Origin of the sequence: Helicobacter pylori NCTC 11637 = CCUG 17874 = ATCC 43504 = JCM 12093 (assembly GCF_900478295.1) — a bacterium.
In the GTDB taxonomy this organism is placed as follows: domain Bacteria; phylum Campylobacterota; class Campylobacteria; order Campylobacterales; family Helicobacteraceae; genus Helicobacter; species Helicobacter pylori.
Genome location: NZ_LS483488.1, coordinates 1467059 through 1489676, shown reverse-complemented (window position 1 = coordinate 1489676; position 22618 = coordinate 1467059). Strand labels below are relative to the sequence as shown.

Annotated in this window: 25 protein-coding genes and 1 tRNA gene; 14 read left to right on the top strand and 12 right to left on the bottom strand. The window is 38.4% G+C overall.

Going from position 1 to position 22618, the window contains the following annotated elements:
* Positions 1-23 precede the first annotated feature (23 nt).
* Complete coding sequence (locus tag DQL14_RS07480; protein WP_108169274.1) at positions 24-392, top strand: hypothetical protein; 369 nt, start codon at positions 24-26, stop codon at positions 390-392.
* Positions 392-1354 (top strand): CobW family GTP-binding protein, encoded by a 963-nt coding sequence (locus DQL14_RS07475; RefSeq protein WP_108169273.1) that lies wholly within the window; start codon positions 392-394, stop codon positions 1352-1354. Before DQL14_RS07480 ends, DQL14_RS07475 begins: the two co-directional genes overlap by 1 nt.
* A 5-nt stretch (positions 1355-1359) precedes the next feature.
* On the opposite strand, the gene DQL14_RS07470 is transcribed toward DQL14_RS07475, so the two are convergent.
* From DQL14_RS07470 to DQL14_RS07420, 9 genes are all read right to left on the bottom strand, one after another.
* Entirely contained in the window at positions 1360-2505 is a 1146-nt protein-coding gene (locus DQL14_RS07470; RefSeq protein WP_108169272.1) for a YbfB/YjiJ family MFS transporter, read from the bottom strand.
* A 505-nt stretch (positions 2506-3010) separates the two neighbouring features.
* Positions 3011-3295 carry an endoribonuclease VapD gene (vapD, locus tag DQL14_RS07465; RefSeq protein ID WP_000271048.1) on the bottom strand — a complete coding sequence of 95 codons (285 nt, stop codon included), beginning with the start codon at positions 3293-3295 and terminating at the stop codon, positions 3011-3013.
* Positions 3276-3668 (bottom strand): type II toxin-antitoxin system HP0895 family antitoxin, encoded by a 393-nt coding sequence (locus tag DQL14_RS07460; RefSeq protein ID WP_108169271.1) that lies wholly within the window; start codon positions 3666-3668, stop codon positions 3276-3278. The genes vapD and DQL14_RS07460 overlap by 20 nt, the downstream gene beginning before the upstream one ends.
* 976 nt (positions 3669-4644) lie before the next feature.
* A complete protein-coding gene (gene babA / locus DQL14_RS07450; RefSeq protein WP_108169269.1) occupies positions 4645-6879 on the bottom strand; it encodes a Hop family adhesin BabA in 2235 nt (744 codons plus the stop codon).
* Between the two features lie 296 nt (positions 6880-7175).
* Positions 7176-7931: a HugZ family heme oxygenase gene (locus DQL14_RS07440; RefSeq protein ID WP_108169268.1), complete on the bottom strand. Its 756-nt coding sequence runs from the start codon at positions 7929-7931 to the stop codon at positions 7176-7178.
* A gap of 60 nt (positions 7932-7991) precedes the next feature.
* On the bottom strand, positions 7992-9617 hold the full coding sequence (argS, locus tag DQL14_RS07435) for an arginine--tRNA ligase (protein WP_108169267.1): 1626 nt from the start codon (positions 9615-9617) through the stop codon (positions 7992-7994).
* A gap of 2 nt (positions 9618-9619) precedes the next feature.
* On the bottom strand, positions 9620-9859 hold the full coding sequence (gene tatA / locus DQL14_RS07430; RefSeq protein WP_000508588.1) for a twin-arginine translocase TatA/TatE family subunit: 240 nt from the start codon (positions 9857-9859) through the stop codon (positions 9620-9622).
* A gap of 70 nt (positions 9860-9929) precedes the next feature.
* A complete protein-coding gene (gene gmk / locus DQL14_RS07425; RefSeq protein WP_000551229.1) occupies positions 9930-10550 on the bottom strand; it encodes a guanylate kinase in 621 nt (206 codons plus the stop codon).
* The gene (locus DQL14_RS07420) at positions 10543-12042 is read right to left on the bottom strand and encodes a midas domain-containing protein (protein ID WP_108169266.1); all 1500 of its coding nucleotides are present in this window, start codon (positions 12040-12042) and stop codon (positions 10543-10545) included. The genes gmk and DQL14_RS07420 overlap by 8 nt, the downstream gene beginning before the upstream one ends.
* A 141-nt stretch (positions 12043-12183) precedes the next feature.
* Between DQL14_RS07420 and DQL14_RS07415 the strand changes: the two genes are divergently transcribed.
* Positions 12184-12726: a phospholipase D-like domain-containing protein gene (locus tag DQL14_RS07415; RefSeq protein WP_000932487.1), complete on the top strand. Its 543-nt coding sequence runs from the start codon at positions 12184-12186 to the stop codon at positions 12724-12726.
* Positions 12727-12734: 8 nt separating this feature from the next.
* Here the strand turns inward: DQL14_RS07415 and DQL14_RS07410 are convergent, their stop codons facing one another.
* Complete coding sequence (locus DQL14_RS07410; RefSeq protein WP_014534945.1) at positions 12735-13472, bottom strand: outer membrane protein; 738 nt, start codon at positions 13470-13472, stop codon at positions 12735-12737.
* Positions 13473-13612: 140 nt separating this feature from the next.
* Here DQL14_RS07410 and flgH point away from each other — a divergent pair, with 140 nt between their 5' ends.
* From flgH to pseH, 4 genes are read left to right on the top strand one after another with little or no spacing between them, the layout of a single operon-like run.
* Positions 13613-14326 carry a flagellar basal body L-ring protein FlgH gene (flgH, locus tag DQL14_RS07405; RefSeq protein WP_000709989.1) on the top strand — a complete coding sequence of 238 codons (714 nt, stop codon included), beginning with the start codon at positions 13613-13615 and terminating at the stop codon, positions 14324-14326.
* 17 nt (positions 14327-14343) lie between these two features.
* Positions 14344-15027, top strand: a complete 684-nt coding sequence (gene pseF / locus DQL14_RS07400) for a pseudaminic acid cytidylyltransferase (RefSeq protein ID WP_108169265.1) — start codon at positions 14344-14346, stop codon at positions 15025-15027.
* On the top strand, positions 15018-15890 hold the full coding sequence (locus DQL14_RS07395) for a CMP-N-acetylneuraminic acid synthetase (RefSeq protein ID WP_231952832.1): 873 nt from the start codon (positions 15018-15020) through the stop codon (positions 15888-15890). The genes pseF and DQL14_RS07395 overlap by 10 nt, the downstream gene beginning before the upstream one ends.
* Positions 15887-16429: a UDP-4-amino-4,6-dideoxy-N-acetyl-beta-L-altrosamine N-acetyltransferase gene (gene pseH, locus DQL14_RS07390; protein WP_108169263.1), complete on the top strand. Its 543-nt coding sequence runs from the start codon at positions 15887-15889 to the stop codon at positions 16427-16429. Before DQL14_RS07395 ends, pseH begins: the two co-directional genes overlap by 4 nt.
* Here pseH and DQL14_RS07385 read toward each other — a convergent pair.
* Positions 16362-17300: a tetraacyldisaccharide 4'-kinase gene (locus DQL14_RS07385; protein ID WP_108169262.1), complete on the bottom strand. Its 939-nt coding sequence runs from the start codon at positions 17298-17300 to the stop codon at positions 16362-16364. The two genes, pseH and DQL14_RS07385, sit on opposite strands and share 68 nt — an antisense overlap.
* Positions 17297-18079: an NAD+ synthase gene (locus DQL14_RS07380; RefSeq protein ID WP_108169261.1), complete on the bottom strand. Its 783-nt coding sequence runs from the start codon at positions 18077-18079 to the stop codon at positions 17297-17299. Before DQL14_RS07380 ends, DQL14_RS07385 begins: the two co-directional genes overlap by 4 nt.
* 84 nt (positions 18080-18163) lie before the next feature.
* Here DQL14_RS07380 and DQL14_RS07375 point away from each other — a divergent pair.
* The 7 genes from DQL14_RS07375 to DQL14_RS07345 all read left to right on the top strand — a co-directional run bounded on the left by DQL14_RS07375 (position 18164) and on the right by DQL14_RS07345 (position 22505).
* Positions 18164-18240 (top strand) — tRNA-Arg (locus DQL14_RS07375).
* A gap of 87 nt (positions 18241-18327) precedes the next feature.
* On the top strand, positions 18328-19320 hold the full coding sequence (gene ilvC, locus DQL14_RS07370) for a ketol-acid reductoisomerase (RefSeq protein ID WP_108169260.1): 993 nt from the start codon (positions 18328-18330) through the stop codon (positions 19318-19320).
* Between the two features lie 23 nt (positions 19321-19343).
* Complete coding sequence (gene minD / locus DQL14_RS07365; RefSeq protein WP_108169259.1) at positions 19344-20150, top strand: septum site-determining protein MinD; 807 nt, start codon at positions 19344-19346, stop codon at positions 20148-20150.
* Positions 20147-20380, top strand: a complete 234-nt coding sequence (minE, locus tag DQL14_RS07360; RefSeq protein ID WP_000051425.1) for a cell division topological specificity factor MinE — start codon at positions 20147-20149, stop codon at positions 20378-20380. Before minD ends, minE begins: the two co-directional genes overlap by 4 nt.
* Before the next feature lie 11 nt (positions 20381-20391).
* The gene (dprA, locus tag DQL14_RS07355) at positions 20392-21192 is read left to right on the top strand and encodes a DNA-processing protein DprA (RefSeq protein ID WP_108169258.1); all 801 of its coding nucleotides are present in this window, start codon (positions 20392-20394) and stop codon (positions 21190-21192) included.
* Positions 21189-21593: a Holliday junction resolvase RuvX gene (gene ruvX / locus DQL14_RS07350; RefSeq protein ID WP_108169257.1), complete on the top strand. Its 405-nt coding sequence runs from the start codon at positions 21189-21191 to the stop codon at positions 21591-21593. The genes dprA and ruvX overlap by 4 nt, the downstream gene beginning before the upstream one ends.
* A 129-nt stretch (positions 21594-21722) precedes the next feature.
* Positions 21723-22505, top strand: coding sequence for a tetratricopeptide repeat protein (locus tag DQL14_RS07345; RefSeq protein ID WP_108169256.1), 783 nt, complete (start codon positions 21723-21725; stop codon positions 22503-22505).
* Positions 22506-22618 lie beyond the last annotated feature (113 nt).

Sequence of the window (22618 nt, the reverse complement as noted above, 5' to 3'; positions counted from 1 at the left end):
ATTTAGGTTTAAAAGGTTGGAAGATGTGTGTTTTATGCGGGGAGCTTATCAGTTCTTTTCATTGGACTGATAGGAGCGATAGTTATGAGATTGATGAAAATTTGAGAAAGCCAAATGCACTTATTAGCACCAATGAAAACGCCAGGGAGCGCAAAAGAGCGCGACTCAAACGAGTAAGATTGCTCAATCAAATCCTAGCGTTTTATGGGCTAAAAATTAATGATTGGCAAGGCGCGAAGTTTGTGTTGTGCGATAAAAAAGGGCAGAGCGTGATGGTGAATGATTTAGGCGATTTGTGGGATAAGGCGCAAAACTTAGCCAAAAAAGAGATGGACGCGCTAGATTCTCATCTGTTAGCGTTTTTAAATCAAAATACACAAGCCACTCGCTGATGCCCAAAATCCCTATCACGCTCATCACCGGTTTTTTAGGTAGCGGTAAAACGAGTTTTTTGAGCGAATATTTAAACCAAATAGATCACCAAGGCGTTGCCCTTATCATTAATGAAATCGGTCAAGCCGCCTTGGATCAACGCATCTTAAGCGTTCAATATTGCGGTGAAAAAATGCTCTATCTTAATGCAGGGTGCGTGTGTTGCAACAAACGCTTAGATTTAGTGGAGTCTCTAAAAGCCGCGCTCAATAACTATGAATGGTGCGGCGAAATTTTAAAGCGCATCATCATTGAAACCACCGGTTTAGCCAACCCGGCGCCGATTTTATGGACGATTTTGAGCGATGTTTTTTTAGGGGTGCATTTTGAGATTCAAAGCGTGGTGGCTTGCGTGGATGCATTGAATGCTAGAGAGCATTTAACCAACAATGAAGCTAAAGAGCAAATCGTTTTTGCTGATAGCGTTTTATTGACCAAAACGGATTTGCAAAACGACAGCGCGGCTTTAATCAAATTAAAAGAGCGGATACAATCCCTTAACCCTAGCGCAGAAATTTTTGACAAGAAAAGTATAGATTACGAAAGCTTTTTTTCACGCAACAATAGAGCGCATCGTGCGATCTTGCCAGCAAAAGATTCGCACTCGCAAGGCTTTGAAACTTTAAGCATTAATTTTGAAGGGGCGATGGAGTGGAGCGCGTTTGGGATTTGGCTGAGTTTGTTGTTGCATCAATACGGCACGCAGATTTTACGCATCAAGGGGATTATTGATATTGGAAGCGATCTTTTAGTGAGTATTAACGGCGTGATGCATGTCATTTACCCGCCTAAGCATATTTTAAAGGATCAAAACGGCTCTAATCTCGTTTTTATCACGCGCCATTTAGAGCGTGAAAAAATCTTAAATTCCTTAAAGGGTTTTAAGGATTTTCTCGGCATCAAGGGTTTTGAAACCCCATAATTTTTCTATTTATTGGTAGCTGTTTGCATTTTAATGGGGAAAAGAACGATGAAGCTTAAAACCAAACACACCCCACAAATAACAAAAATCAAAACATAGCCCAAATCCCCTAAAAAGATCGTAAAAAGATACGAGAAAAGCGCTTGGAAAATGCCAAAAGAAAACACCACCCACGAAGACGCTTTGGCGAAATGCTTTGCGCCTGCAATTTTTAAAGCCATCATGCTGAATAAATTGATATTGGCGGTTGTGGCCGCTCCCATTATAAAGATGCTTAAATTGAGTAAAGAGATTTGGTGGAAAAAAATGGGTAAAAAGCATGCGATAGATTTTAAAATGAGGATAAAGATGTTGGCGTTTTTAGCCCCTAGCTTTTGAGCCATGGGGCCGCTGATTAAAGAGCCAAGCGTGGCTCCAAAGCCAAAAAACGCCCACGAAGTTCCAGCGATAGTGGGGGAGATATTTAAATGACGGATCAAATAATCCACCCAAAAAAGCGTGTGCGGTAAAAAACCAATCGCATTGAGCGCACAAGAAATGAGCAATAACCACAAATGAAAGGGGATTTTAAACGCGCTTTCTTCTTTTTTAACGGATTTTTTCCTTAAAGAACGGGTTTTTAACCCCACTAAGGAAAGGATAAAGGCTATCAAACAACTGCCCCCTAAAAAAATCCATGCCCATTTGATATTATAAGAGCTAATCCATGGCAGAACAAACCCGCTAAAGACAGATCCAATGCCTACAGCACTGAAAATAAGCCCCCCCACTAAGGCTTTTTTATGTTCTTTGACATAAGGTAAAGAGAGAGGAGCGACTAAAATCATTAACGCGCTACTAGCCACACCGGCGATAAAACGCCAGATCCAAAGCCAAAAAAAAGGGATACTATCAAAATAACAGATTAAAAAACTCAAAGCGATCAAGCCAAAACTGATTTTAGCGATGCTTTCTAATGACATTAACGGGCTTAAAAATTGGATTAAAAAACTCCCAAAAACATAGCCCATTAACACCGCAATACCTAATTGGAAGCTTTGGTGTGGTGTTAAACTCCCTGATAAAATGAGTAGGGGGATTAAAACCACATAGCCAAAACGAGCCAAGCCGTTAGACACAAAAACCCCTAAAAAGCAAACAAACACGCGCATTTTGATCCTTAATAAACGACAAATTATAAAAAAACAAGATCTTATATTATATTGAAACTTGTTAATTGATAGCACATAATAAAAGCGAGATAAGAATAAATTTTTAAGGAGCGTTCTTTATCAATACCCGTATCATTAAAGAGGCCCCACGATTGAGAAAAAAAGAGTTGGTTATTAGCGTTATAGAGCTTGCTTCAAAAGCGCTTCATAAAAACAAGGCTTTTACTAGAATAAGGCTTCTTTGCGGTGGTGATCAATTGATGAAACAGAGATTTAACTATGGGCTAGGCTTAAAGGAGAGCATCAATGAGAAAAAGTAGAGTTGAACGCTTAAGTTATTTTTTATAGCGGTTTAGAGGGTTAGCATGCGATTGTTGTGTTCTTTTTAAGCGTTATGAGTGGTGTGGGCGGTTCAAAACAACTCGCTATGACTGCCTAGTCTTACTAAAAAAAGCGTTGCTTTTCACTCTATAAGTGCCAAAAATTTTAAAAATTTGGCTAAACACTAGGATTTCACAATCTCAGTAAAATCGCTAAAGTCCTCTACCTTAAACGCTCTAATATCCCTAACAGACTTTTTAAACCACTCAATTTGAGAGAGTTTATTGATCGCTTTATAGACTTGCACTAAAGTGTTTTCTTTAGAATAATTAACATAAACGCTCCCTTGAGTGTTTTCAAACCCTAATAGCTCTAATTCTTGCCTTAAATCATCATAGGCTTTATTGTAGGGTTCTCCGTATTCTTTTTTTAAAATCTCAATCTTTAAATCAAACGCTAAAGCATACATTTTCAAAACCTTTATTATTTTCTCTTTTTAACTCGTTTGTAAGATCATCTAAATTATCAATTTGAGTGAGATTAACCCCATTCACCGCATCTCTCATGGCTTGTTGCGTTTGAATGTTTGGGATCTCATGCCCCAAACAACAATCTCTTTTATCATCAAAAGCTTGGCTGATTTTTTGCAAGAGTTCATTTAATGCGTCTATTTTATCCTTAAAGTTTTGATCCCTTTTTTCCAATTCTTTAGCCATTTTTTCTTTAAAAGAAACTCTATCATTTTGCATCTTTTTGATTTTTCGCTCTAATTGATGGATTAAATTAAAAAGCTGTTTTTCGCTGTATTTTGTGTAGTCTTTTTCTGCGGTGGTGTTTGGCATGCTTTATTCCTTTATTAAAAATATAAGATCAGTTCATTATAGCGCAAGCGATAGAGCAAGATTAAAAAGCTAGAAAGCAAAACTTAAAGATTAAAAAGCGGATTGGGAAGTTAATGAAAAGATTAAAGATCAAAAGATTAAAAAGAATCGGATTGAAAAATCAGTGAAAAGATTAAAAGATCTTTTAGTAAAAAATTTTAAAAAAGTTTAAAAAAATAAAAGTTCTGTGAGTGAAAAATAATCGTTTTAGATTTGTTTTTATAATAAAACTTATTTTATTAAAGTTTTATTTTATTTTCTTAAATGGATAGGAAGCACTTTGAAACCATTCTCCCCCTTTTAACCCTACTAAACCCCCCTAAAGAAGCGTTTTTTAAAAACCTTAACTTAGCATCAAGCTTTTCACTGACTAAAAATACTAAAAAAGATTTTGCATCAAACCCCCCAAAAAATCAAAACTTAAAGATTGAAAAGCGAAAGCAGTGGGGATTGGCAAAGAAAAAGATAAAACCCCTACAAAAAGAAAGACTTTAAAAAGAAAGTTTAAAAAAAAAGCTTTAAAAAAGAAAGGGTTTAAAAAAAGAAAGTTTAAAAGAAAAGGGTTTAAAAAAAGAAAGTTTAAAAGAAAAGGGTTTAAAAAAAGAAAGTTTAAAAGAAAAGGGTTCAAAAGAAAAAAGATTTTTCATCAAACCACCCCAAAAAAACAAAGTGTTTAAGAAAAGAGAGTTTAAGAAAAGAAATCTCTCAATAAGAAGCCCCCTAAAACAAAGGGTTCAAAACAAGAAACCCCCTAAAAAAAAGAGGATTTAAGAGAGGGGGTTCAAAAGAAAAAAGATTTTTCATTAAAATCCCCCAAAAAGAAAGAGGGTTCAAAAACAAAGAGAATTCAAAAACAAAGGCTTCAAAAGAAACCCCCCAAAAAAAAATTTAAAAGAAACCCCTTAAAAGAGAGAGTTTCACAAAGGGTTTTTAGCTTCTAGTAAGCGAACACATAATTCAAATACACGCTATAAAGCCTGCGGTATTTGAGTTCAGCCCCCATAAAAGAATAGTAATTGGTGTTGATGGTGGGGATTTTCACGCCTAACTCAATCCCATGCTGAGCCGCATGATCGCTGCCTTTTTTCTTGGATCTGGCTAAATTCATCCTCACTCCCATGTTGAATAAGAATTGGAAGTTCGCCACGTTCATTTTAGCGTTATAGACATTATTCACGGTGGCTAAATTCACGTACTCAGAATTGAGCCATGAAGTCCCCGCTAACGCAATCCCGCCAAAAAGCCCCACGGAAAGCTTGTTGTTCTTGCCTAAGAAATTGGTGGCTTTATCGTTGATGAAATTATAGAGAGCGTCCGCTCCAAAACCATAAGTCCACACGTCAGAAGCCGAGTTGAAGAAGCTGGATTTGATGAACGCATGGTTGTAATCAAAAAAGCCGTAATACCTAGCGCCCCATTTTCTTTTTTGCCCAAAGAATTGCTTGTAACCCACTTGAATACCGATCCCATTCATGGCACCATTGTTGGTTTGAGAACCGACGATGCCCACTTTCCTAAAGGGATTACGCCCTAATTCTTGGTTGATGGTTTGGATTTGGTTGTAAGAATTTTGATTCAAGTAGTAATTGGTTTCTATGCCTTGTGGGCTATAGGGGTTATTCTTTTTTCCCACCACGTTTTGCAAGCTTGAGCCGTTAGGGACTTTGGAGAGCGCAGTAGTGATGCTGTTATAGGTGTTGCCCAATTCGCTGTATCTAGATCTGAAATTCACCAAAGTGTCAGCGATGTTTTCGGCTTGCTGTATCTGCTGCTCTTGAGTGCCAAAATGAGCGATGCTGTTGTCTAAATTATCCAGGGTTTGTTTCACATAGGCGCAACCGGAAGCGAAAGTTTGAGTGGTAACCGTGCCAAGAGCTGAACCTTGTGTGCCACTAGTGCCAGCTGTTGAAGGGTTGTTGCATGTGGCTAAAAAGCCTGTAACAAAATTTTTAAAACTCCCGGTAAGATTGTCAGGGTTAATGGCTTGCCCCACCTGATGGGCTAAATTGAGCATTTTGGCTTGCGCGCTAGCGTTAGCGAGCATGCCTTGAGCGAAGCTAGCGTCTGTGAAAGGGTTGAAAGGCTTGCCATTATTACCGCCTACTGGGGTTGATTGTTCATGCTCGTTAATGACGCTCGTTTGATTGACCAGCTCTTGCGCGTCCGTGATCATCTTTTGGATCGCGCTGATTTCTTCTGAAAAAGCGCCGCATATTTTCCCAGTAGTAGTAGAGAATTTTGGGGCATTAGCCTCACTACTATTATTAGCATGGAAATACGGGCATGCCGTGTTGATGGTGTTAATGAGCGTGCTCGCTTGCGCTAAGAGCGCTTGAGCGCTATTAGGCACACCGTCTAATTGGTTAGTGATTTCGGTGTAGGAGACACGTTGGGTGTTACCTAGTGCGGTTGAATCAACGACTTTTGAACTGATCGTGGTGGTTACGCTTTTGCCGTCTATGGTTTGGATTTTAGTCGTGGTTCCGCCATGTTGGTTTTTTACACCTGTGGCTTTTTCCGAGCAGTTATCATTCCCTTCCCCTGAGCATGTGTAAGTATAGCTTACATTCACCGTTCCGTTGTTTTCTTTGAGCGCGGGTAAGCCTTTTTTTAAAGCCGTTTGGAGGATCTGATAGGCTTCGTTAATCTTTTTAAAATTTTCAATGCTCATAGGGCCGTAGTATCCAGGCGTATACCCGTTCAAAGAGCAAGTGATGGAAGTGGATCGATACCCTGGCTCGTTGTTGAAGATGGTGGTTGAAGAGGTGCTTTTTTGACCATTAGCGCTACCCCCGCATTGCGTAACATAGCCTAAGACATTCCAAAACCCTACCGCCGCGTTGATCGCTAAAAGCACGGCTTGATAAGCCGGGGAGTTGGCTTTATCGCCGATCAAATTCTTCGCGCTCGCGCCCAGATTTTCACGCACCGCATTGATCGCGCTCGGGTCAGCGGACAATTTGATAAGGGTGTTTAGGGTGCTGTATCGGGTTAAAAGATTGTTCAAGTTTTCATAACGATCTGAAAGATCTTGGATGCCTTTGGTGTTTTTCACCATTTGAGCGGCTTCACCGATTTGATAGCCTACGCTTGTGTAAAAGCCGTCGTCTTCAGCGCTCAAAGTGGAAACTAAAAGCGAACCTAAAGTTAATGAAAGGATGTGTTTTTTCATGTTTTTTCTCCTTTTTGGATTAAATTGGATTAGTATTAGGGATTCTATACATTAAAATACATTTGCATTAGAATGCACTTGCATTGGAATGTATTTGGAGTATTATAGCATAAAGCGTTTTTTTTTGTCATTTTCTTAAAAATTTTGTCATTTTTTTTGATGCTTTTTGTGTGGTGTTAGCCCATAAAAAGACTTTTAGCATTTTTTAAGATTAAATACTAAAGAGCTTGATTTTGCCGTAACCTCTTTAAAAAGCACTCTTTTGGGGCGTTTGCCCCTTATATGGGTGAGAAAATTTATTTCTTGTGAGCGAAATCGTGTGGGTTGCCTTTACCCCCAACATAAGCGATTTTGTCGCCTAAAATATCATAAGCTTGACCAAAGCCCTTCACAAAACGCCCTTCTTTGAAATCCAATGCGATCAAATGGAAATCTTGCATGGTGCGAATGGTTTTAATGCCCCCAGCACCGCCGGTTTTTTCAATGAAAGAATCAAACGCTTTGTCAAACTCCGCCCCTCTTTCAATAAAACGAGCGTTGGTTTTATAACGCAAGCGTTTCCTCAAAATAGCTGATTTAGCCTTGCTCTCGTCTTCTAAAAACATCACTTCCACATTGTGTGGGTTGTTTTTAAGGCCCGCAAAATGTTCAGCCACTTCGCTCACATAAATGTAGTATTGTTTGCCATCGCTCATTAAAGGCGCATAAGAGCATACCACATGCCCATTAGGGTGTAAGGTCGCCAAACAAACAGAATCAAAGCTTTCTTTAAAGGCTTTAACCTCTTCTTCCACGCCTTTTAAATCATGGGTTTTTTCCACGCTTTGACACAATTCAATGATAGCGTTTTTGTAGTCTTTGGGGTCTTTAACTTCGTGGTTAAATTCAATCCTTAAGGTTTGATTGTGGTTATAACCAATCACAATGCCTTGAGAATCCACGCTTTTAAAGGCGACATTTTCAGCGTGATGGACCTGCCCAAATTTTTTCAACAAACCTTTCATGTCTTCTACATGGTGAGCGTTCATGTGTTCTATAATACGATTAAGCAAAATATTCTCCTTAGTTTCAAAAAATAAGGGGAATGTTATAACAAAAAATTAAATATTAGCTTAATCCTTAGCGGAAATTTTGGTTTTGATTTCTATGCCTAAAAGTTTGAAAGCGTTAGTCAAACTCAAACTCACCATTAAACAAATTTTTAAAAGCTCCTTAGCTTTAGGGGTGTCTAAGATTTTTCCAGCGTTATAGAAGCGGTGGAATTCTGAAGCGAGGGTTTTTGCGTATTCGCACATTTTTTGCAAGCCGTATTCTTCAAAAGAGGATTCAATCGCTTTAGGCAAGCTTAAAGCGCTAAAAAGCAGGTATTTTTCTTCAGCGTTTAAATTTTTTAAAGGGGTTTGCAAGATCTCTTCTTTAGAGAAAGGCGATTTTTCTAGCATGGTGTGGATGCGCGAATTAGCGTAATGGATATAATAAATAGGGTTTGAGCTGTCCTGCTTTTTTAAAGTATTGACATCAAATTCTAAATGAGTGTCAAGCCGTTTGCTCAAAAAAATAAACCTTAAAGCATCCTTACCCACATCATCAACCACATCTTTAATCAAAATAAAATTACCCGCTCTTTTACTCATCTTGTAAGGCTCGTTATCTTTGAGCAAGCGCACCATTTGAGCGAGTAAGACTTCAAGTTTGTTGGAATCATGGCCCAAAAACTCAAGGCTGGCTTTCACTCTAGCGATATAGCCGTGGTGGTCTGCCCCCCAAATGTTGGTATATTTGGTATAATTTTGTTGGAATTTTTCATTATGATAGACAATATCGCCGGCTAAATAAGTGCAACTTTTATCTTCTTTAATGAGCACCCGATCGCTTTCATCTTGATAGAGTGAAGATTTGAGCCAGATTTTAGAATCCTTTTCATAAAGGGCGTTCGCTTTTTCTAATCGTTCAAACACCGCATCTTTATGTTTAAAAATTTCTTTTTCGCTCGCATAGGAATCAAAATGAATGCCTAAAGCGTCTAAATTATCCTTAATTTCTAAAAGCATTAGATCTTTAGCGTAGCCGCTTAAAATTTCAATGATCGTCTCTTCGTTTTCTTTAAAAAGGCTTGGCTCTAAATCGTTGTTCGCCTTTTTAGCGATTTCAATGATGTATTCGCCTTTGTAAAAGACTTCCGGATAAGTTACGCTTTCTTTTAAAACATGCTCTCTGTAAGCGAGCCATACCGAAAGCCCTAACAAGCGGATTTGAGATCCCATGTCATTAACATAATATTCGCACAAAACTTCATGCCCTAAAAAGCGAGCGATTTTAGCCAAACTATCGCCAAACACCGCCCCTCTAGCATGCCCTATGTGTAAAGGCCCTGTGGGGTTAGCGCTCACGAATTCTAAAAAAATTTTTTGAGAATGTTCGCTTTTAACTTGAGAGCCAAATTGTTCTTTTAATTCTAAAGCCTTTTGAGTGAAACGCTCCAAAAAATCTAAAGAAAGCGTGAAATTGATATAGCCCTTGCAAGCCACTACGCTGTCAAAAAACCCTTGAGTTTTTTCGTGCGTGCTGATTTTAAGGGCTAACTCTTCAGCGATAACTAGGGGCGATTTTTTAAAAACTTTGGCGAGATTGAAAGCAATGGGCGTAGCGTAATGCCCATGCTCTCTGTCTTTAGGGTATTCAATAATGACTTCAGCTTCTAAAATCTCTTCTAAAACGCCCTTAATGAGAGTGTGCATGTTTAACTTTCTTGTTTGCTTTTAATCTCGCTACTCTCATGCACTTTGGTTTGCGTTGCTTGAGCGTCTAGGGTTTTTGGCTCATTTTTAGCCTCTTCTTCATCATCTTTCACGGCTTTTTTGAAATTTTTAATCCCACTGCCTAAACCTTTAGCCAACTCTGGGATCTTTTTAGCCCCAAATAACAACACAATCACTAATAAAACAATGACCCAATGCCATATGCTTGTGAATCCGCCCATATTTTACTCCTTAAACTATTGGTTGGTTTTTTCTTGAATTATAGCTTTTTTAAAAAATAATTGATAGGTTTTATAAGGATTCGTTTTTCCAAGCCTTGCATATTTTTTCAAAATTAAACGCTTTTAAGCGATGGACTAAAGTTTTTGCGATGCTTAAGATGATTTCTTTGGATTTTTCTAAATCTTCATTGATGATGAGGTAATCAAAGCTCTCCAAGCACTGCATTTCTTTATAAGCGTTGATCAAGCGTTTTTCTATCGTCTCTTTAGAATCCGTCCCCCTTAAAAGCAAGCGCTCTTTTAAAATCTCTTGGTTTTTGGTGCTAATAAAGACTGAGCATGCGTTAGGGTAATGCTTTTTAAGGATCTCATGCCCTTGCACATCAATATCAAAAATGACGATTTTGCCCTCTTTTAAGGCTTTTTCTACAGGGATTTTAGAAGTGCCATAGTAGTGGTTATGCACGATCGCCCATTCTAAAAACTGCCCTTTTTCTATGCCTTGTTTGAATTCTTCTTCGCTGACAAAATTATAATGCAAGCCATCAACTTCGCCCTCTCTAGGCTTTCGTGTGGTGGTGGAAAGGGAAAAATGGGTTTTGGGGATTTTTTCTTGCAAATACTTTGTAAGGGTGCTTTTACCCGCTCCGCTAGGGCCTGAAAGGATGAGTAAATTAAAATCATTATGCATTAGGTTTCTTATCCTCTAAAGTGATTTTAATGCTTAAGGTCTTGTTTTCTAAAAGGCTTTTTAAGGACTCTTGATTCAGGCTTTTTAATAAATCTTGCAAATTCAAGCGCAATTCTAGGGGGCTGGAAGTTTTATCGCTTTCTTCTTTTTCTTGCGGGGTTTCTGTGTTGTTCTCATTCTTGGAGGTTTCTGTGTCGTTTTCATTGTTAGGAGTTTCTGCAACGGCTTCATTTAAAAAGGGCAATTCTTCCCCCATCGCTTTAGCCATCACCGGCTCAGGAATGTCTTCAATGGTTTCGTAATGGTCTTCTTGGGTTTCTTTTTCTTGCGGTATTTCTGTGCTTTCTTGGGCTTCTTCTTGTGGGATTTCTGCGTTTTCTTGGGTTTCTTTTTCTTGGGCTTCTTCTTGTGGGATTTCTGCGTTTTCTTGGGTTTCTTTTTCTTGGGCTTCTTCTTGTGGGATTTCTGCGTTTTCTTGTGGGTTTTCTACATCTTGCGGTGTTTTTGCGCTTTCTTGGGTTTCTTTTTCTTGGGTTTCTTCTTTAGGGATTTCTGCGTTTTCTTGGGTTTCTTCTTTAGGGATTTCTAATTCTTGCGTTTCTTTATCTTGTGCTTGTGGGATTTCTACATCTTGCGGTGTTTCTGCGCTTTCTTGGGTTTCTTTTTTATCCTCGTTAGAGTTTTCTTGGATTTCTTTGACTAATTCTTGCATGGCCTCTAATTCTTGCGCGCTTGGGGAATCTTGTGTTTTTTCTTGCGTTTCTTCTTTAACTTCTTCTTGCGTTTCTTCTTTGATTGGCTCTTGTTCTTTGACTCGCTCTTCTTGCGTTTCTTCTTTAACTTCTTCTTGCGTTTCCAACTCTTTAGAAACTTCTTCATCTTTGGAGGTTTCACTCTCTTGCGTTTCATCATCTTTAGGCTTTTCTTCTTCTTGGGGAGTTTCTTTAACCTCTTCTTTTTCTTCTTTTTTAATCTCTTCTTTTTCTTCTTGATCGTTTAAAGTGGGGAGTAGTTGCTCTTCATTGTTAGGCTCTTCTTTGGCTAGGGCTTCTAAATCGCCTAAATTTTCTAATTCGTCCCAATTGGTTTCTAAAACTTCTTGAGTGGGGTCTAAATTCTGGCTAGGCTCTAGCTCGTTTATGTTAGAACCAAGCTTTTTTTGAAAGATTTTTAAAACTTCAGTGGGTAAAAAAGGTTTTTTGATTTTCATCTCAAAGCCCTCTAAGAAGGGTTGCGCTTCATTGCCCTTTTTATACATGCACACGCTGTTTTTATTTTGAGAGATGATCTCTTTTAATTCTAGCCAATCCACTTGGTCTAGTTTTTCCAAACATTCATCATCGGCTATCAAAATCCATTCTGGATCTTCTTTAAGGCACGCAGATAGCTCTTGATAGTGGTTAAAATTTTCCATAGGCAATTCTAATTTCTTAGAGACGCTCTCAAGCAGCTTTGTGATCATGGGGTTTTGGTTGAATAGAATCATTTTCATTTTAGGGACTCCTTATTTGATAAGAAACGCTTCTTTAAGCCTATCCATTTTATCGCTTTTTTTAAATCTTTTATTATAATCAAAATTCCACTTGGTTGGTTGTTTTTATCATAGAGTGTAATTTAAAATAAGGATCATTTGATGTTAAACAAGTTTAAAAAAATCGTTGGCGTGGGCGTGTTAGTGGGCTGTTTAGGGGTTTTGCAAGCTAAAAACAGCTTATTTGTCTTGCCTTATGAACAAAGAGACGCTTTGAACGCTTTAGTTTCTGGCATTAGTAACGCCAGAGAGAGCGTGAAAATCGCTATTTATAGTTTCACGCACAGAGATATTGCAAGAGCGATTAAAAGCGTAGCGAGTAGGGGGATTAAGGTGCAAATCATTTATGATTATGAAAGCAATCACAATAACAAGCAATCCACTATTGGCTATTTAGACAAATACCCTAACACGAAAGTGTGCTTATTGAAAGGGCTTAAGGCTAAAAACGGGAATTATTACGGCATCATGCACCAAAAAGTGGCGATCATTGATGATAAGATCGTGTTTTTAGGCTCAGCGAATTGGAGCAAAAACGCTTTTGAAAACAATTACGAAGTGCTTTTAAAAACCGATGACACAGAAACGATCCTCAAAGCCAAGAGCTATTACCAAAAGATGTTAGGGAGTTGCGTTGGGTTTTAAAAGCCCTTTTAGAAGTGGTAATTATACCCCACATAAAAGGCAAAGACCCTACGCATTTGAACCTTGAGTGCATCAGTGGTGTAGTATTTGTTATTAATGGTGGGGAATTTAAACCCGATTTCAAATTCATGTTCATCTACAAATAAAGCCTTGAGACCAAAGTTAAAGAGGAATTGAAAAGAGGTGTTATCAACCGCGCTGCTGTTAGTGATGCCTAACAATTCCTGCCCTTTACTGCCAATATACCAGCTATTCCCAGCAATCGCAATCCCCCCAAAAACGCCAATATCCACGCTAATGTCATCTTGATAGAAACTCCCTTGGAAGAAATTCCACACCGCATCCACGCCCACGCCATAAGTGATCATGTTATTGCCGCCATAATAGCCTTTAGGGTATCTCATGCCATAGCCTTGCCAGTCTAAGAAAGCAAAATAGCGCAAGCCCAAGATTTTATCCGGATGGAAAAAGTGGTTATAGCCCATGACTAATCCAATCCCATTAGATCCCATGTTGGTAAGTTTTCTAACGCTATTAACGCTGGTTATGATATTGGTGTAACCGGTTTGATAGTTAGTAACTTCTCTAACTTCATGGATATTAGTCATTAAATTGATAGAACCTGTTTGGTAATTGACTCCCATATACAAATTTTTCGTCCAAGAAGGTGCTGCGCTTTCTTCTTTAGCTACTAAGGCGTGTGTTAGCAAGCTTGCGCCAACTAACATTTTTAACAAGGTTCTCAATTGTATCTCCTGCATAGTAAGTTTCATTATAAAGATCTTAAAGATCTAAATTTTACAACAACTTACTCAAAATTAAGCATTTATTCTTTATAAGAGAGTATAATTTAGGGCTTAAAATAACTCAAAAGTAAGGCTAGTGGATGAAAAAGGCGCTTTATTTAGGGGCTGTTGCGTTTAGCGTTGCATTCAGCATGGCATCAGCCAATGAGCCAAAAATTGATTTTAACCCTCCCAATTATGTAGAAGAAACTCCCTCTAAAGAATTTATCCCTGAATTGAACAAGTTGGGGAGTTTGTTTGGGCAGGGCGAGCGCCCTTTATTTGCGGACAGGAGGGCGATGAAGCCTAACGATTTGATCACAATCATTGTCTCTGAAAAAGCGAGCGCGAATTATTCCAGCTCTAAAGATTATAAAAGCGCTTCAGGGGGTAATTCCACGCCCCCAAGACTCACTTATAACGGGCTAGATGAAAGAAAGAAAAAAGAAGCGGAGTATTTAGACGATAAGAATAATTACAATTTCACCAAATCCAGCAATAACACGAATTTTAAAGGCGGTGGCTCGCAAAAAAAGAGCGAAGATTTAGAGATCGTGTTGAGCGCTCGAATCATTAAAGTGCTAGAAAACGGGAATTATTTCATCTATGGGAATAAGGAAGTGCTAGTGGATGGGGAAAAGCAAATCCTTAAGGTGAGCGGGGTGATCCGCCCTTATGATATTGAAAGGAATAACACCATCCAATCCAAGTTTTTAGCCGATGCTAAGATTGAATACACGAATTTAGGGCATTTGAGCGATTCCAATAAAAAGAAATTCGCTGCTGATGCGATGGAAACCCAAATGCCTTATTAAAAAGAGCAAAGCCTAGCATGAGAGCGATCGCTATTGTTTTAGCCAGAAGTTCCAGTAAAAGGATCAAGAATAAAAATATTATTGATTTTTTCAATAAACCCATGCTCGCTTACCCTATTGAAGCGGCGCTAAATTCCAAGCTTTTTGAAAAGGTGTTTATCTCTAGCGACAGCATGGAATATGTTCATATAGCTAAAAATTATGGGGCGAGTTTTTTGAATTTACGCCCTAAAGTTTTAGCGCACGATAGAGCCACGACTTTAGAAGTGATGGCTTATCACATGAAAGAATTAGAGTTAAAAGATGAAGATATTGCGTGTTGCTTGTATGGCACTTCAGCACTTTTACAAGAAAAGCATTTAAAAAACGCTTTTGAAACTTTAAAAGAAAATACGGATTATGTTTTCACATGCGCTCCATTTAGCGTTTCGCCCTATCGTTCTTTTAGCCTTGAAAACGGCGTTCAAATGGCTTTTAAAGAGCATTCAAACACGCGCACGCAAGATTTAAAAACGCTCTATCATGACGCAGGATTGTTTTATATGGGGAAGGCTCAAGCCTTTAAAGAAATGCGGCCTATTTTTAGCCCAAATTCCATCGCTTTAGAATTATCGCCCTTAGAAGTCCAAGATATTGACACTTTAGAAGATTTAGAATTAGCCAAGCTCAAATACAGCCGTTTGAAAAACGCATGCCAGTAAAAATTTTGTGCGATTGTTTTTTAACAAGCGGTTTAGGGCATGTGAGGCGTTGTGAAAAAATCCTTTCTGTTATAGAAAAATTAGGAATCAAAGCGGATCTTTATTTGCACAAGCAAAATAATATAAGCGCTTTTTTAGAGGGTGTTGGCAATGATGATTTGTTGATTGCAGACAGCTATCGTTTAAATTCAAAGGATTTTTGTCTTTTAAAAGAAAAAGCCAAAAGCCTTATGGTCATAGAAGATAAAGAGCATGCTAAGGGGTTTTACCCTAAAAACACTAAGATCATGAATTCCACGCTGAACGCTTTAAAACACTACCATCATTTATCAAAAGATTATCAGTATTATTTGGGAGTGGGGTTTTACCCTGTTGATATTCGCTTTGTCTATGAGCGCCCTATCAATACAGAAAATAAAGAAGTGCTGATCACTCTAGGGGGGAGCGAGCAAAAAATACTCAAAGAGATAGTCAAAATTTTAGAAAATAAGGGCATGCATTTGCATATCATTTCACCTTATACGCCTAAAAATCCTCCCAAAAACACGCATTATTACAGCCCTTTAAGCCCTTTGGAGTTCAGTTCTTTGATGAAATCTTGCGCTTGCGCCATTAGCGCTGCGGGTCAAACCCTCTATGAATTAGCCCTTTCTCAAACGCCCTCTCTTATCATTCCTATTGCTTCTAATCAAATCATTCAAAGCCAAGAATTTGAAAATTCAGGCATCTTCAAACAAACGAGTTTAAAAACTTTAGCGAAAGATTTTGAAAAATTACAAATTCAAAAAAATCAAGCCTGGGCAAAAAACCTGGCTTTTGGGAGTGAGCTAGAGGGCGCATTAAGGGAGTTTTTAGAAATTTGAAAAAAAATTATTCTTATGGAAATATCCAAGCGATTGATTTTATTAATTTAAACGATGGAGAAAAATTGTTGGTTTTAGAGTTTCGTAACCACCCAAACACTGCCTTATGGATGTATAGCGCTTTTATTTCTTTAAAAACGCATTTGCAATTCATAGAAGATTTAAAAAACTCGCCTAACCACCGCTATTTTTTGTTTAAAGAAGAGGGCGTTTATTTAGGGGTTGGCTCTATCACTAAAATCAATTTTTTTCATAAGCATGGGTATTTGGGGATTTATAAAAACCCTTTTTTGAAAAATGGGGGAGAGGCTATTTTAAAAGCTTTAGAATGCATCGCTTTTGAAGAGTTCCAATTAAATTCTTTGCACTTAGAAGTGATGGAAAACAATTTCAAAGCGATCGCTTTTTATGAAAAAAACCATTATGAGTTAGAGGGGCGTTTGAAAGGCTTTATCTCTAAAGAAAAGGAATTTATAGACGTTCTTTTGTATTACAAGGATAAGAAAGGATATAACGATCAATTCTCTTTAAAATTTTAGGATCAATTTCTAGTTTTAAATCCAGAACGCTTAAGGGCAAGTTGCAATCTTGTAATTTGACGAGATCTTTTGAAGTAACCAATAAGGAAGTGGCGTTATTTTGATAAAACTCTTTTTCTAAAAGCTCCAAATCAAAAGGGGCATGGTCTCTAAAATACAATTTTTTAACCACTTCTTTGGGTAAAAACGCATCAAGCCTGCTAGGATTAGCGATAGCCGTTACTAAAAGCATGCGTTTGGTGGGGTGAGAAATAGAAGTTATTCTTTGATAATCCTTATCTTCTGTAATGATTAAATGGGCTTCTTTATAGCTTTTAATGCTTTCTCTATACAACCCACTAGGCAAACAAAAGGGGTAGTAGGGGGGGACTTTAGGCTTTAAAAGCGCATTGAATTGGTTGAAATTAAACCTAAAACCATCGTCTAAAAACACGATTTTTGCCCCTAATTCAAGGGCTTTTAAAACGCCTAACTCTCTTTTTTCGCTCACAATCACGCTCGCTTGTTTTAAATTTAAGGCTAAAAGATAGGCTTCATCGCCCGCTGTTTTTTGAGGAACTAAAATGTTTCCTTTAACGCTCACCACCACTAAGCCTTTAGAATCCCGTTGATACCCCCTAGAGACAACCGCCACTTCTTGGTATCTTGGAGCGATTTCTAAAATGAAGGGCGTTTTACCGCTCCCCCCAGCGATGAGGTTGCCTATACTGATAAGGGGGATTTTAAAATCACGCTTTTTAGCAGTTTTTCGTTTAATTGTGGCAATGCATTGATAAATTAAAGAAAAAGGATAGAGCGCGAAAATCAACCCCTTTTGCAAAAGAGTGGGGTCATAAAAATAGCGTTCTAAAAAGGGTTTATCGCTTTTCATTCAGGGTTAAATTTTTGAGCGATGGTGGGTAATTCTAATTTAAAAGCGTTTTTTTGGATACGGCTTGTGATGTTTTTCACTAAAATTTCATCATAGCCTAATTGAGCGAGCGTTTCTGCATCAATGGGCTTGTTTTTGAACAACGCTTCAATATCCTTCAATAAAGGATCAATCACGCTATAAGGATAGCCTAAATCTTTTTCATCGCTTTGCCCCACAAATAAATCCGCGCTAGGGGGCTTATTTAAAATCTTTTTAGGGATATTTAAATAATAAGCGAGTTCATAAACTTCGGTTTTAAATAATTCCCCAATCGGGTTAATCGCGCACGCCAAATCCCCAAATAAAGTTCCATAGCCTAACATTCTTTCGCTTTTATTGCTCGTGCCAATGACTAAAGAATCGCTTTTTAAAGAATAATCGTATAAAAAAGCCATGCGCAATCTTGCGCAAAAATTCCCCTTTCTAGTAAGGCTCGCGTCTTTAAAGTGAGAGCCAAAGATGGCGTCATAGGGAGCGATAGAATATTCTGTATAAGGGATAGAAAATTTTTCGCACAAATTTAAAGCGTCTGTTTTACTTTCTGGCATAGAGACTGAAGAGGGCATTAAAAGGGCATGGGCGTTTTCTTTAAAAACTTTTTGGCATAGCACCCCAACGACCGCGCTATCTAGCCCCCCACTCAGCCCGTAAACGACTTTTTTAAAGCCTTTTTTTTGAACTTCTTTTTCTAAAAAATCGCATAAATAAGCGATGAGTTTTTGGTAATCTTTTTGCATGCCTTAAATTATAATAGAAAAAACGCATCGTTTAAGTGAAAAATTAGCTTTTCTTGCTATAATCATCGTTTCACTTCTTTAAAAGTGCTCGTAGCTCAGCTGAATAGAGCAACAGGTTGCGGTCCTGTAGGTCGGGGGTTTGAATCCCTCCGAGCACACCATTTCTTAACATTCTGCATGTTTTTAAACATTATCGCTCCCATTATGGTAAAATAAATACTTGCTTAAACACGCTAGGAGATTTGATTTTGGCATTACCCGTTTATTATGATAAAGACATTGATTTAGGCGTTATCCAATCCTTACAAGTGGGTATTATTGGCTATGGCGCGCAAGGAGAAGCCCAAGCGCTCAATTTGAGGGACTCTAAAGTAAGGGTGCGTATTGGCTTGTATCAAGGGAGTTTGAGCGTTTCAAAAGCAAAAAAAGAGGGCTTTGAGGTGCTAGGAGTCAAAGAATTAGTCCAACAATCGGATGTGATCATGGCGTTACTCCCGGATGAATTGCATAAAGAAGTGTTAGAAAAAGAAGTGATCCCTTTTTTAAAAGAGGGGCAAATTATAGGCTTTGCTCATGGTTTTAGCGTGCATTTCAATCAGGTTATTCTTCCAAAAGGCGTGGGTGCGATTTTAGTCGCGCCAAAAGGGCCCGGGAGCGCTTTAAGAGAAGAATACCTTAAAAATAGGGGCTTATACCATCTAATCGCCATAGAGCAAGAAAGTTCAAAATACAACGCTAAAGCGGTGGCTTTAAGCTATGCTAAAGCGATGGGCGGAGGGAGAATGGGGGTTTTAGAAACGAGTTTTAAAGAAGAATGCGAGAGCGATTTATTCGGCGAGCAAGCGGTTTTGTGCGGGGGGTTAGAAACGATTGTAAGAATGGGGTTTGAAACTTTAATTAAGGCAGGATACCCTGAAGAATTAGCCTATTTTGAATGCGTGCATGAAGTGAAATTGGTGGCGGATTTATTGCATTATAAGGGGGTAGAGGGCTTAAGGAAACACATTTCTAACACCGCTGAATTTGGGGCGATTAAAAATAGAGAGCCTATGGGAAATCTGCTAAAAAAACGCATGCAAAAAATCTTAAAAAAGATTCAAAACGGCTCATTCGCTAAGGATTTTTTACTGGAAAAGAGCTTGAATTACCCCAGGTTAAACACAGAGAGGAAAGCCCTTAAAGAGACTAAAATAGAACAAATTGGGGAAATTTTACGCGCCCCATTCAATCATAAAAAATAAATCATTAAATTAAAAGGAATCATATGGCAATAGTAGTTACTATCACTTCAGGTAAGGGGGGCGTGGGTAAAAGCACCACCACGGCTAATTTAGCGATCGGCTTGGCTGAGAGCGGTAAAAAAGTCGTAGCGGTTGATTTTGACATAGGCCTTAGGAACTTGGATATGATTTTAGGCTTAGAAAATCGCATTGTTTATGATGTGGTGGATGTGATGGAAAAAAATTGCAACCTTTCGCAGGCTTTAATCACGGATAAAAAGACTAAGAACCTTTCTTTTTTAGCGGCTTCACAAAGCAAGGATAAAAATGTTTTAGATAAGGAAAAAGTAGCGATTTTAATCAACGCTTTAAGGGCGGATTTTGACTATATTTTGATTGACTCACCGGCTGGGATTGAAAGCGGTTTTGAGCATGCGATTTTGCATGCGGACATGGCGTTAGTGGTGGTAACGCCGGAAGTGAGTTCTTTAAGAGATAGCGACAGAGTGATTGGCATTATTGACGCGAAGTCTAACCGGGCTAAAAGGGGCGAAGAAGTGCATAAGCATTTGATAATCAATCGCTTAAAACCTGAATTAGTGGCAAATGGCGAGATGATTCCTATAGAAGAAGTGCTTAAGATTTTATGCTTGCCTTTAATTGGGATCATTCCTGAAGATCACCATATTATTTCAGCGACCAACAAGGGCGATCCGGTGATTCGCACGGACTGCGAGAGCGCGAAGGCTTACCAGCGCATCACCAGACGGATTTTAGGCGAAGAAGTGGAATACGTGGAATTTAAGGCTAAAAGAGGCTTTTTTAGCGCGTTAAAAGGGATATTTTCATGAGTTTGTTTGATTTTTTTAAAAACAAAGGGAGCGCGACCACCGCAACAGATAGATTGAAATTGATTTTAGCCAAAGAGCGCACTTTAAATTTACCCTACATGGAAGAGATGCGTAAAGAAATCATTGCCGTTATTCAAAAATACACTAAATCTTCAGACATCCATTTCAAAACCCTTGATAGCAACCAGAGCGTGGAAACGATTGAAGTGGAAATTATATTGCCTAAATAGTTAACTAACGAATGAAAAGCCATTTCCAATACAGCGCGCTAGAGAATATCCCTAAAGCCTTTGACATTCTCAAAGACCCTCCTAAAAAACTCTATTGTGTGGGCGATACCAAGCTTTTAGAAGCGCCTTTAAAAGTGGCTATCATAGGCACAAGAAGACCCACCCCTTACAGCAAGCAACACACCATCACTCTAGCCAGAGAGCTTGCTAAAAATGGCGCGGTTATTGTGAGCGGGGGAGCGTTGGGCGTGGATATTATCGCTCAAGAAAACGCCTTGCCAAAAACGATCACGCTTTCGCCTTGCAGTTTGGATTTGATCTATCCTACAAACAATCATAAAGTGATCCAAGAAATCGCGCAAAACGGCTTGATTTTAAGCGAATATGAAAAGGATTTCATGCCCGTTAAAGGCTCTTTTTTAGCGAGAAACCGCTTGGTGATCGCTTTAAGCGATGCGGTGATTATCCCCCAAGCGGATTTAAAAAGCGGCTCTATGAGCAGCGCGAGATTAGCTCAAAAATACCAAAAACCCTTGTTTGTTTTGCCTCAGCGCTTGAATGAGAGCGATGGCACTAATGAGCTTTTAGAAAAAGGGCAGGCTCAAGGGATATTTAATATTCAAAATTTTATAAACACTCTTTTAAAAGACTACCATTTAAAAGAAATGCCTGAAATGAAAGATGAATTTTTAGAATATTGCGCCAAAAACCCCAGCTATGAAGAGGCGTATCTCAAATTTGGGGATAAGCTTTTAGAATACGAGCTGTTGGGTAAGATCAAGCGCATCAATCATCTCGTGGTGTTAGCATGATTTTAGCATGCGATGTGGGGTTAAAACGCATTGGCATCGCTGTGCTTTTAAACGGCGTTATCTTGCCTTTAGAAGCGATTTTACGCCACAACAAAAATCAGGCCTCTAGGGATTTGAGCGATTTATTGAGGGAAAAAAACATTCAGGTGCTAGTGGTGGGCAAGCCTAATGAAAGCTATGCGGATACCCACGCCCGCATTGAGCATTTCATCAAGCTTGTAGATTTTAAGGGCGAAATCGTTTTTATTAATGAAGACAGATCCAGCATAGAAGCCTATGAAAATTTAGAGCATTTGGGTAGGAAAAATAAGCGGCTCGCTATCAAAGACGGCCGGCTAGATTCTTTGAGCGCTTGCAGGATCTTAGAGCGCTATTGCCAGCAGGTTTTAAAAAATCATTAGATCTGATTGCAATTTGATTATAATAAAGTCTAAATTTTTTAATAAAAGGGAGAAGCGTCATGCTAAGTTTCAAAAAAGCCATTTTTAGGGTTTTGTGCTTGTGTTGTGTGTTGATTGGGGGGGGGGTTAATGGCAGAGCCAAACCCTAAAGAGCTTTTTGATTTGGGCGTAAAGAGTATTGAAGCGAGAGATTACATTCAAGCTAAAAAATATTTTGAAAAAGCATGCGATTTGAAATATGGTGGGGGGTGTGGTGCTTTAGGGGATCTGTATGATGATGTAGAAAAAAACTTAATAAAAGCCGCTCAACTTTACACTAAAGCGTGTGAGTTAAAAGAGGGTTTGGGGTGTAAGAGATTAGGGTCATTATATTATAATGGGGAAGATGTAGAAAAAAACTTAATAAAAGCCGCTCAATATCTCTCTAAAGCATGCGATTTGAAATATGGTAGGGGTTGTAATGATTTAGGGGAGTTATATTATAATGGGGAAGACGTAGAAAAAAACTTAACAAAAGCCGCTCAATACTTCTCTAAAGCATGCGATTTAAAAGAGGGTTTGGGATGTTTTAATTTATGGGCGTTATATTATAATGGGAAAGGAGTAGAAAAAGACTTAACAAAAGCCGCTTATCTTTATTCTAAAGCATGCGATTTAAAAGAGAGTTTGGGATGTTTTAATTTAGGGGCGTTATATTATAATGGGAAAGGAGTAGAAAAAGACTTAATAAAAGCCACTTATTTTTATTCTAAAGCGTGTGATTTAAAAGAAGGTATGGGGTGTGGTAATTTGGGGGTGTTATATTATAATGGGGATGGGGTGAAACGGGACTCAAAAAAAGCCGATCAATATTTCTCTAAAGCCTGCAAATTAGGCGTTAAAGAAGCATGCGAGGCGCTCAAAGAAAAATAAGGGATAAGGGTATTGCCAAAATGCCCCTTATTCTTTTAAGAAAATATTTTTACTAGGGAGTTTTAATCTTTTTTTGGTATTCTTTTAGGGGTCATTAGTCTTAAAAACTCTTT

Coding starts and splice junctions, on each gene's coding strand:
- DQL14_RS07480 (WP_108169274.1), top strand. CDS start 24: ATGTGTGTTTTATGCGGGGAGCTTATCAGTTCTTTTCATTGGACTGAT.
- DQL14_RS07475 (WP_108169273.1), top strand. CDS start 392: ATGCCCAAAATCCCTATCACGCTCATCACCGGTTTTTTAGGTAGCGGT.
- DQL14_RS07470 (WP_108169272.1), bottom strand. CDS start 2,505: ATGCGCGTGTTTGTTTGCTTTTTAGGGGTTTTTGTGTCTAACGGCTTG.
- vapD (WP_000271048.1), bottom strand. CDS start 3,295: ATGTATGCTTTAGCGTTTGATTTAAAGATTGAGATTTTAAAAAAAGAA.
- DQL14_RS07460 (WP_108169271.1), bottom strand. CDS start 3,668: ATGCCAAACACCACCGCAGAAAAAGACTACACAAAATACAGCGAAAAA.
- babA (WP_108169269.1), bottom strand. CDS start 6,879: ATGAAAAAACACATCCTTTCATTAACTTTAGGTTCGCTTTTAGTTTCC.
- argS (WP_108169267.1), bottom strand. CDS start 9,617: ATGCACACTCTCATTAAGGGCGTTTTAGAAGAGATTTTAGAAGCTGAA.
- tatA (WP_000508588.1), bottom strand. CDS start 9,859: ATGGGCGGATTCACAAGCATATGGCATTGGGTCATTGTTTTATTAGTG.
- gmk (WP_000551229.1), bottom strand. CDS start 10,550: ATGCATAATGATTTTAATTTACTCATCCTTTCAGGCCCTAGCGGAGCG.
- DQL14_RS07420 (WP_108169266.1), bottom strand. CDS start 12,042: ATGAAAATGATTCTATTCAACCAAAACCCCATGATCACAAAGCTGCTT.
- DQL14_RS07415 (WP_000932487.1), top strand. CDS start 12,184: ATGTTAAACAAGTTTAAAAAAATCGTTGGCGTGGGCGTGTTAGTGGGC.
- flgH (WP_000709989.1), top strand. CDS start 13,613: ATGAAAAAGGCGCTTTATTTAGGGGCTGTTGCGTTTAGCGTTGCATTC.
- pseF (WP_108169265.1), top strand. CDS start 14,344: ATGAGAGCGATCGCTATTGTTTTAGCCAGAAGTTCCAGTAAAAGGATC.
- DQL14_RS07395 (WP_231952832.1), top strand. CDS start 15,018: ATGCCAGTAAAAATTTTGTGCGATTGTTTTTTAACAAGCGGTTTAGGG.
- DQL14_RS07385 (WP_108169262.1), bottom strand. CDS start 17,300: ATGAAAAGCGATAAACCCTTTTTAGAACGCTATTTTTATGACCCCACT.
- DQL14_RS07380 (WP_108169261.1), bottom strand. CDS start 18,079: ATGCAAAAAGATTACCAAAAACTCATCGCTTATTTATGCGATTTTTTA.
- minD (WP_108169259.1), top strand. CDS start 19,344: ATGGCAATAGTAGTTACTATCACTTCAGGTAAGGGGGGCGTGGGTAAA.
- minE (WP_000051425.1), top strand. CDS start 20,147: ATGAGTTTGTTTGATTTTTTTAAAAACAAAGGGAGCGCGACCACCGCA.
- dprA (WP_108169258.1), top strand. CDS start 20,392: ATGAAAAGCCATTTCCAATACAGCGCGCTAGAGAATATCCCTAAAGCC.
- ruvX (WP_108169257.1), top strand. CDS start 21,189: ATGATTTTAGCATGCGATGTGGGGTTAAAACGCATTGGCATCGCTGTG.
- DQL14_RS07345 (WP_108169256.1), top strand. CDS start 21,723: ATGGCAGAGCCAAACCCTAAAGAGCTTTTTGATTTGGGCGTAAAGAGT.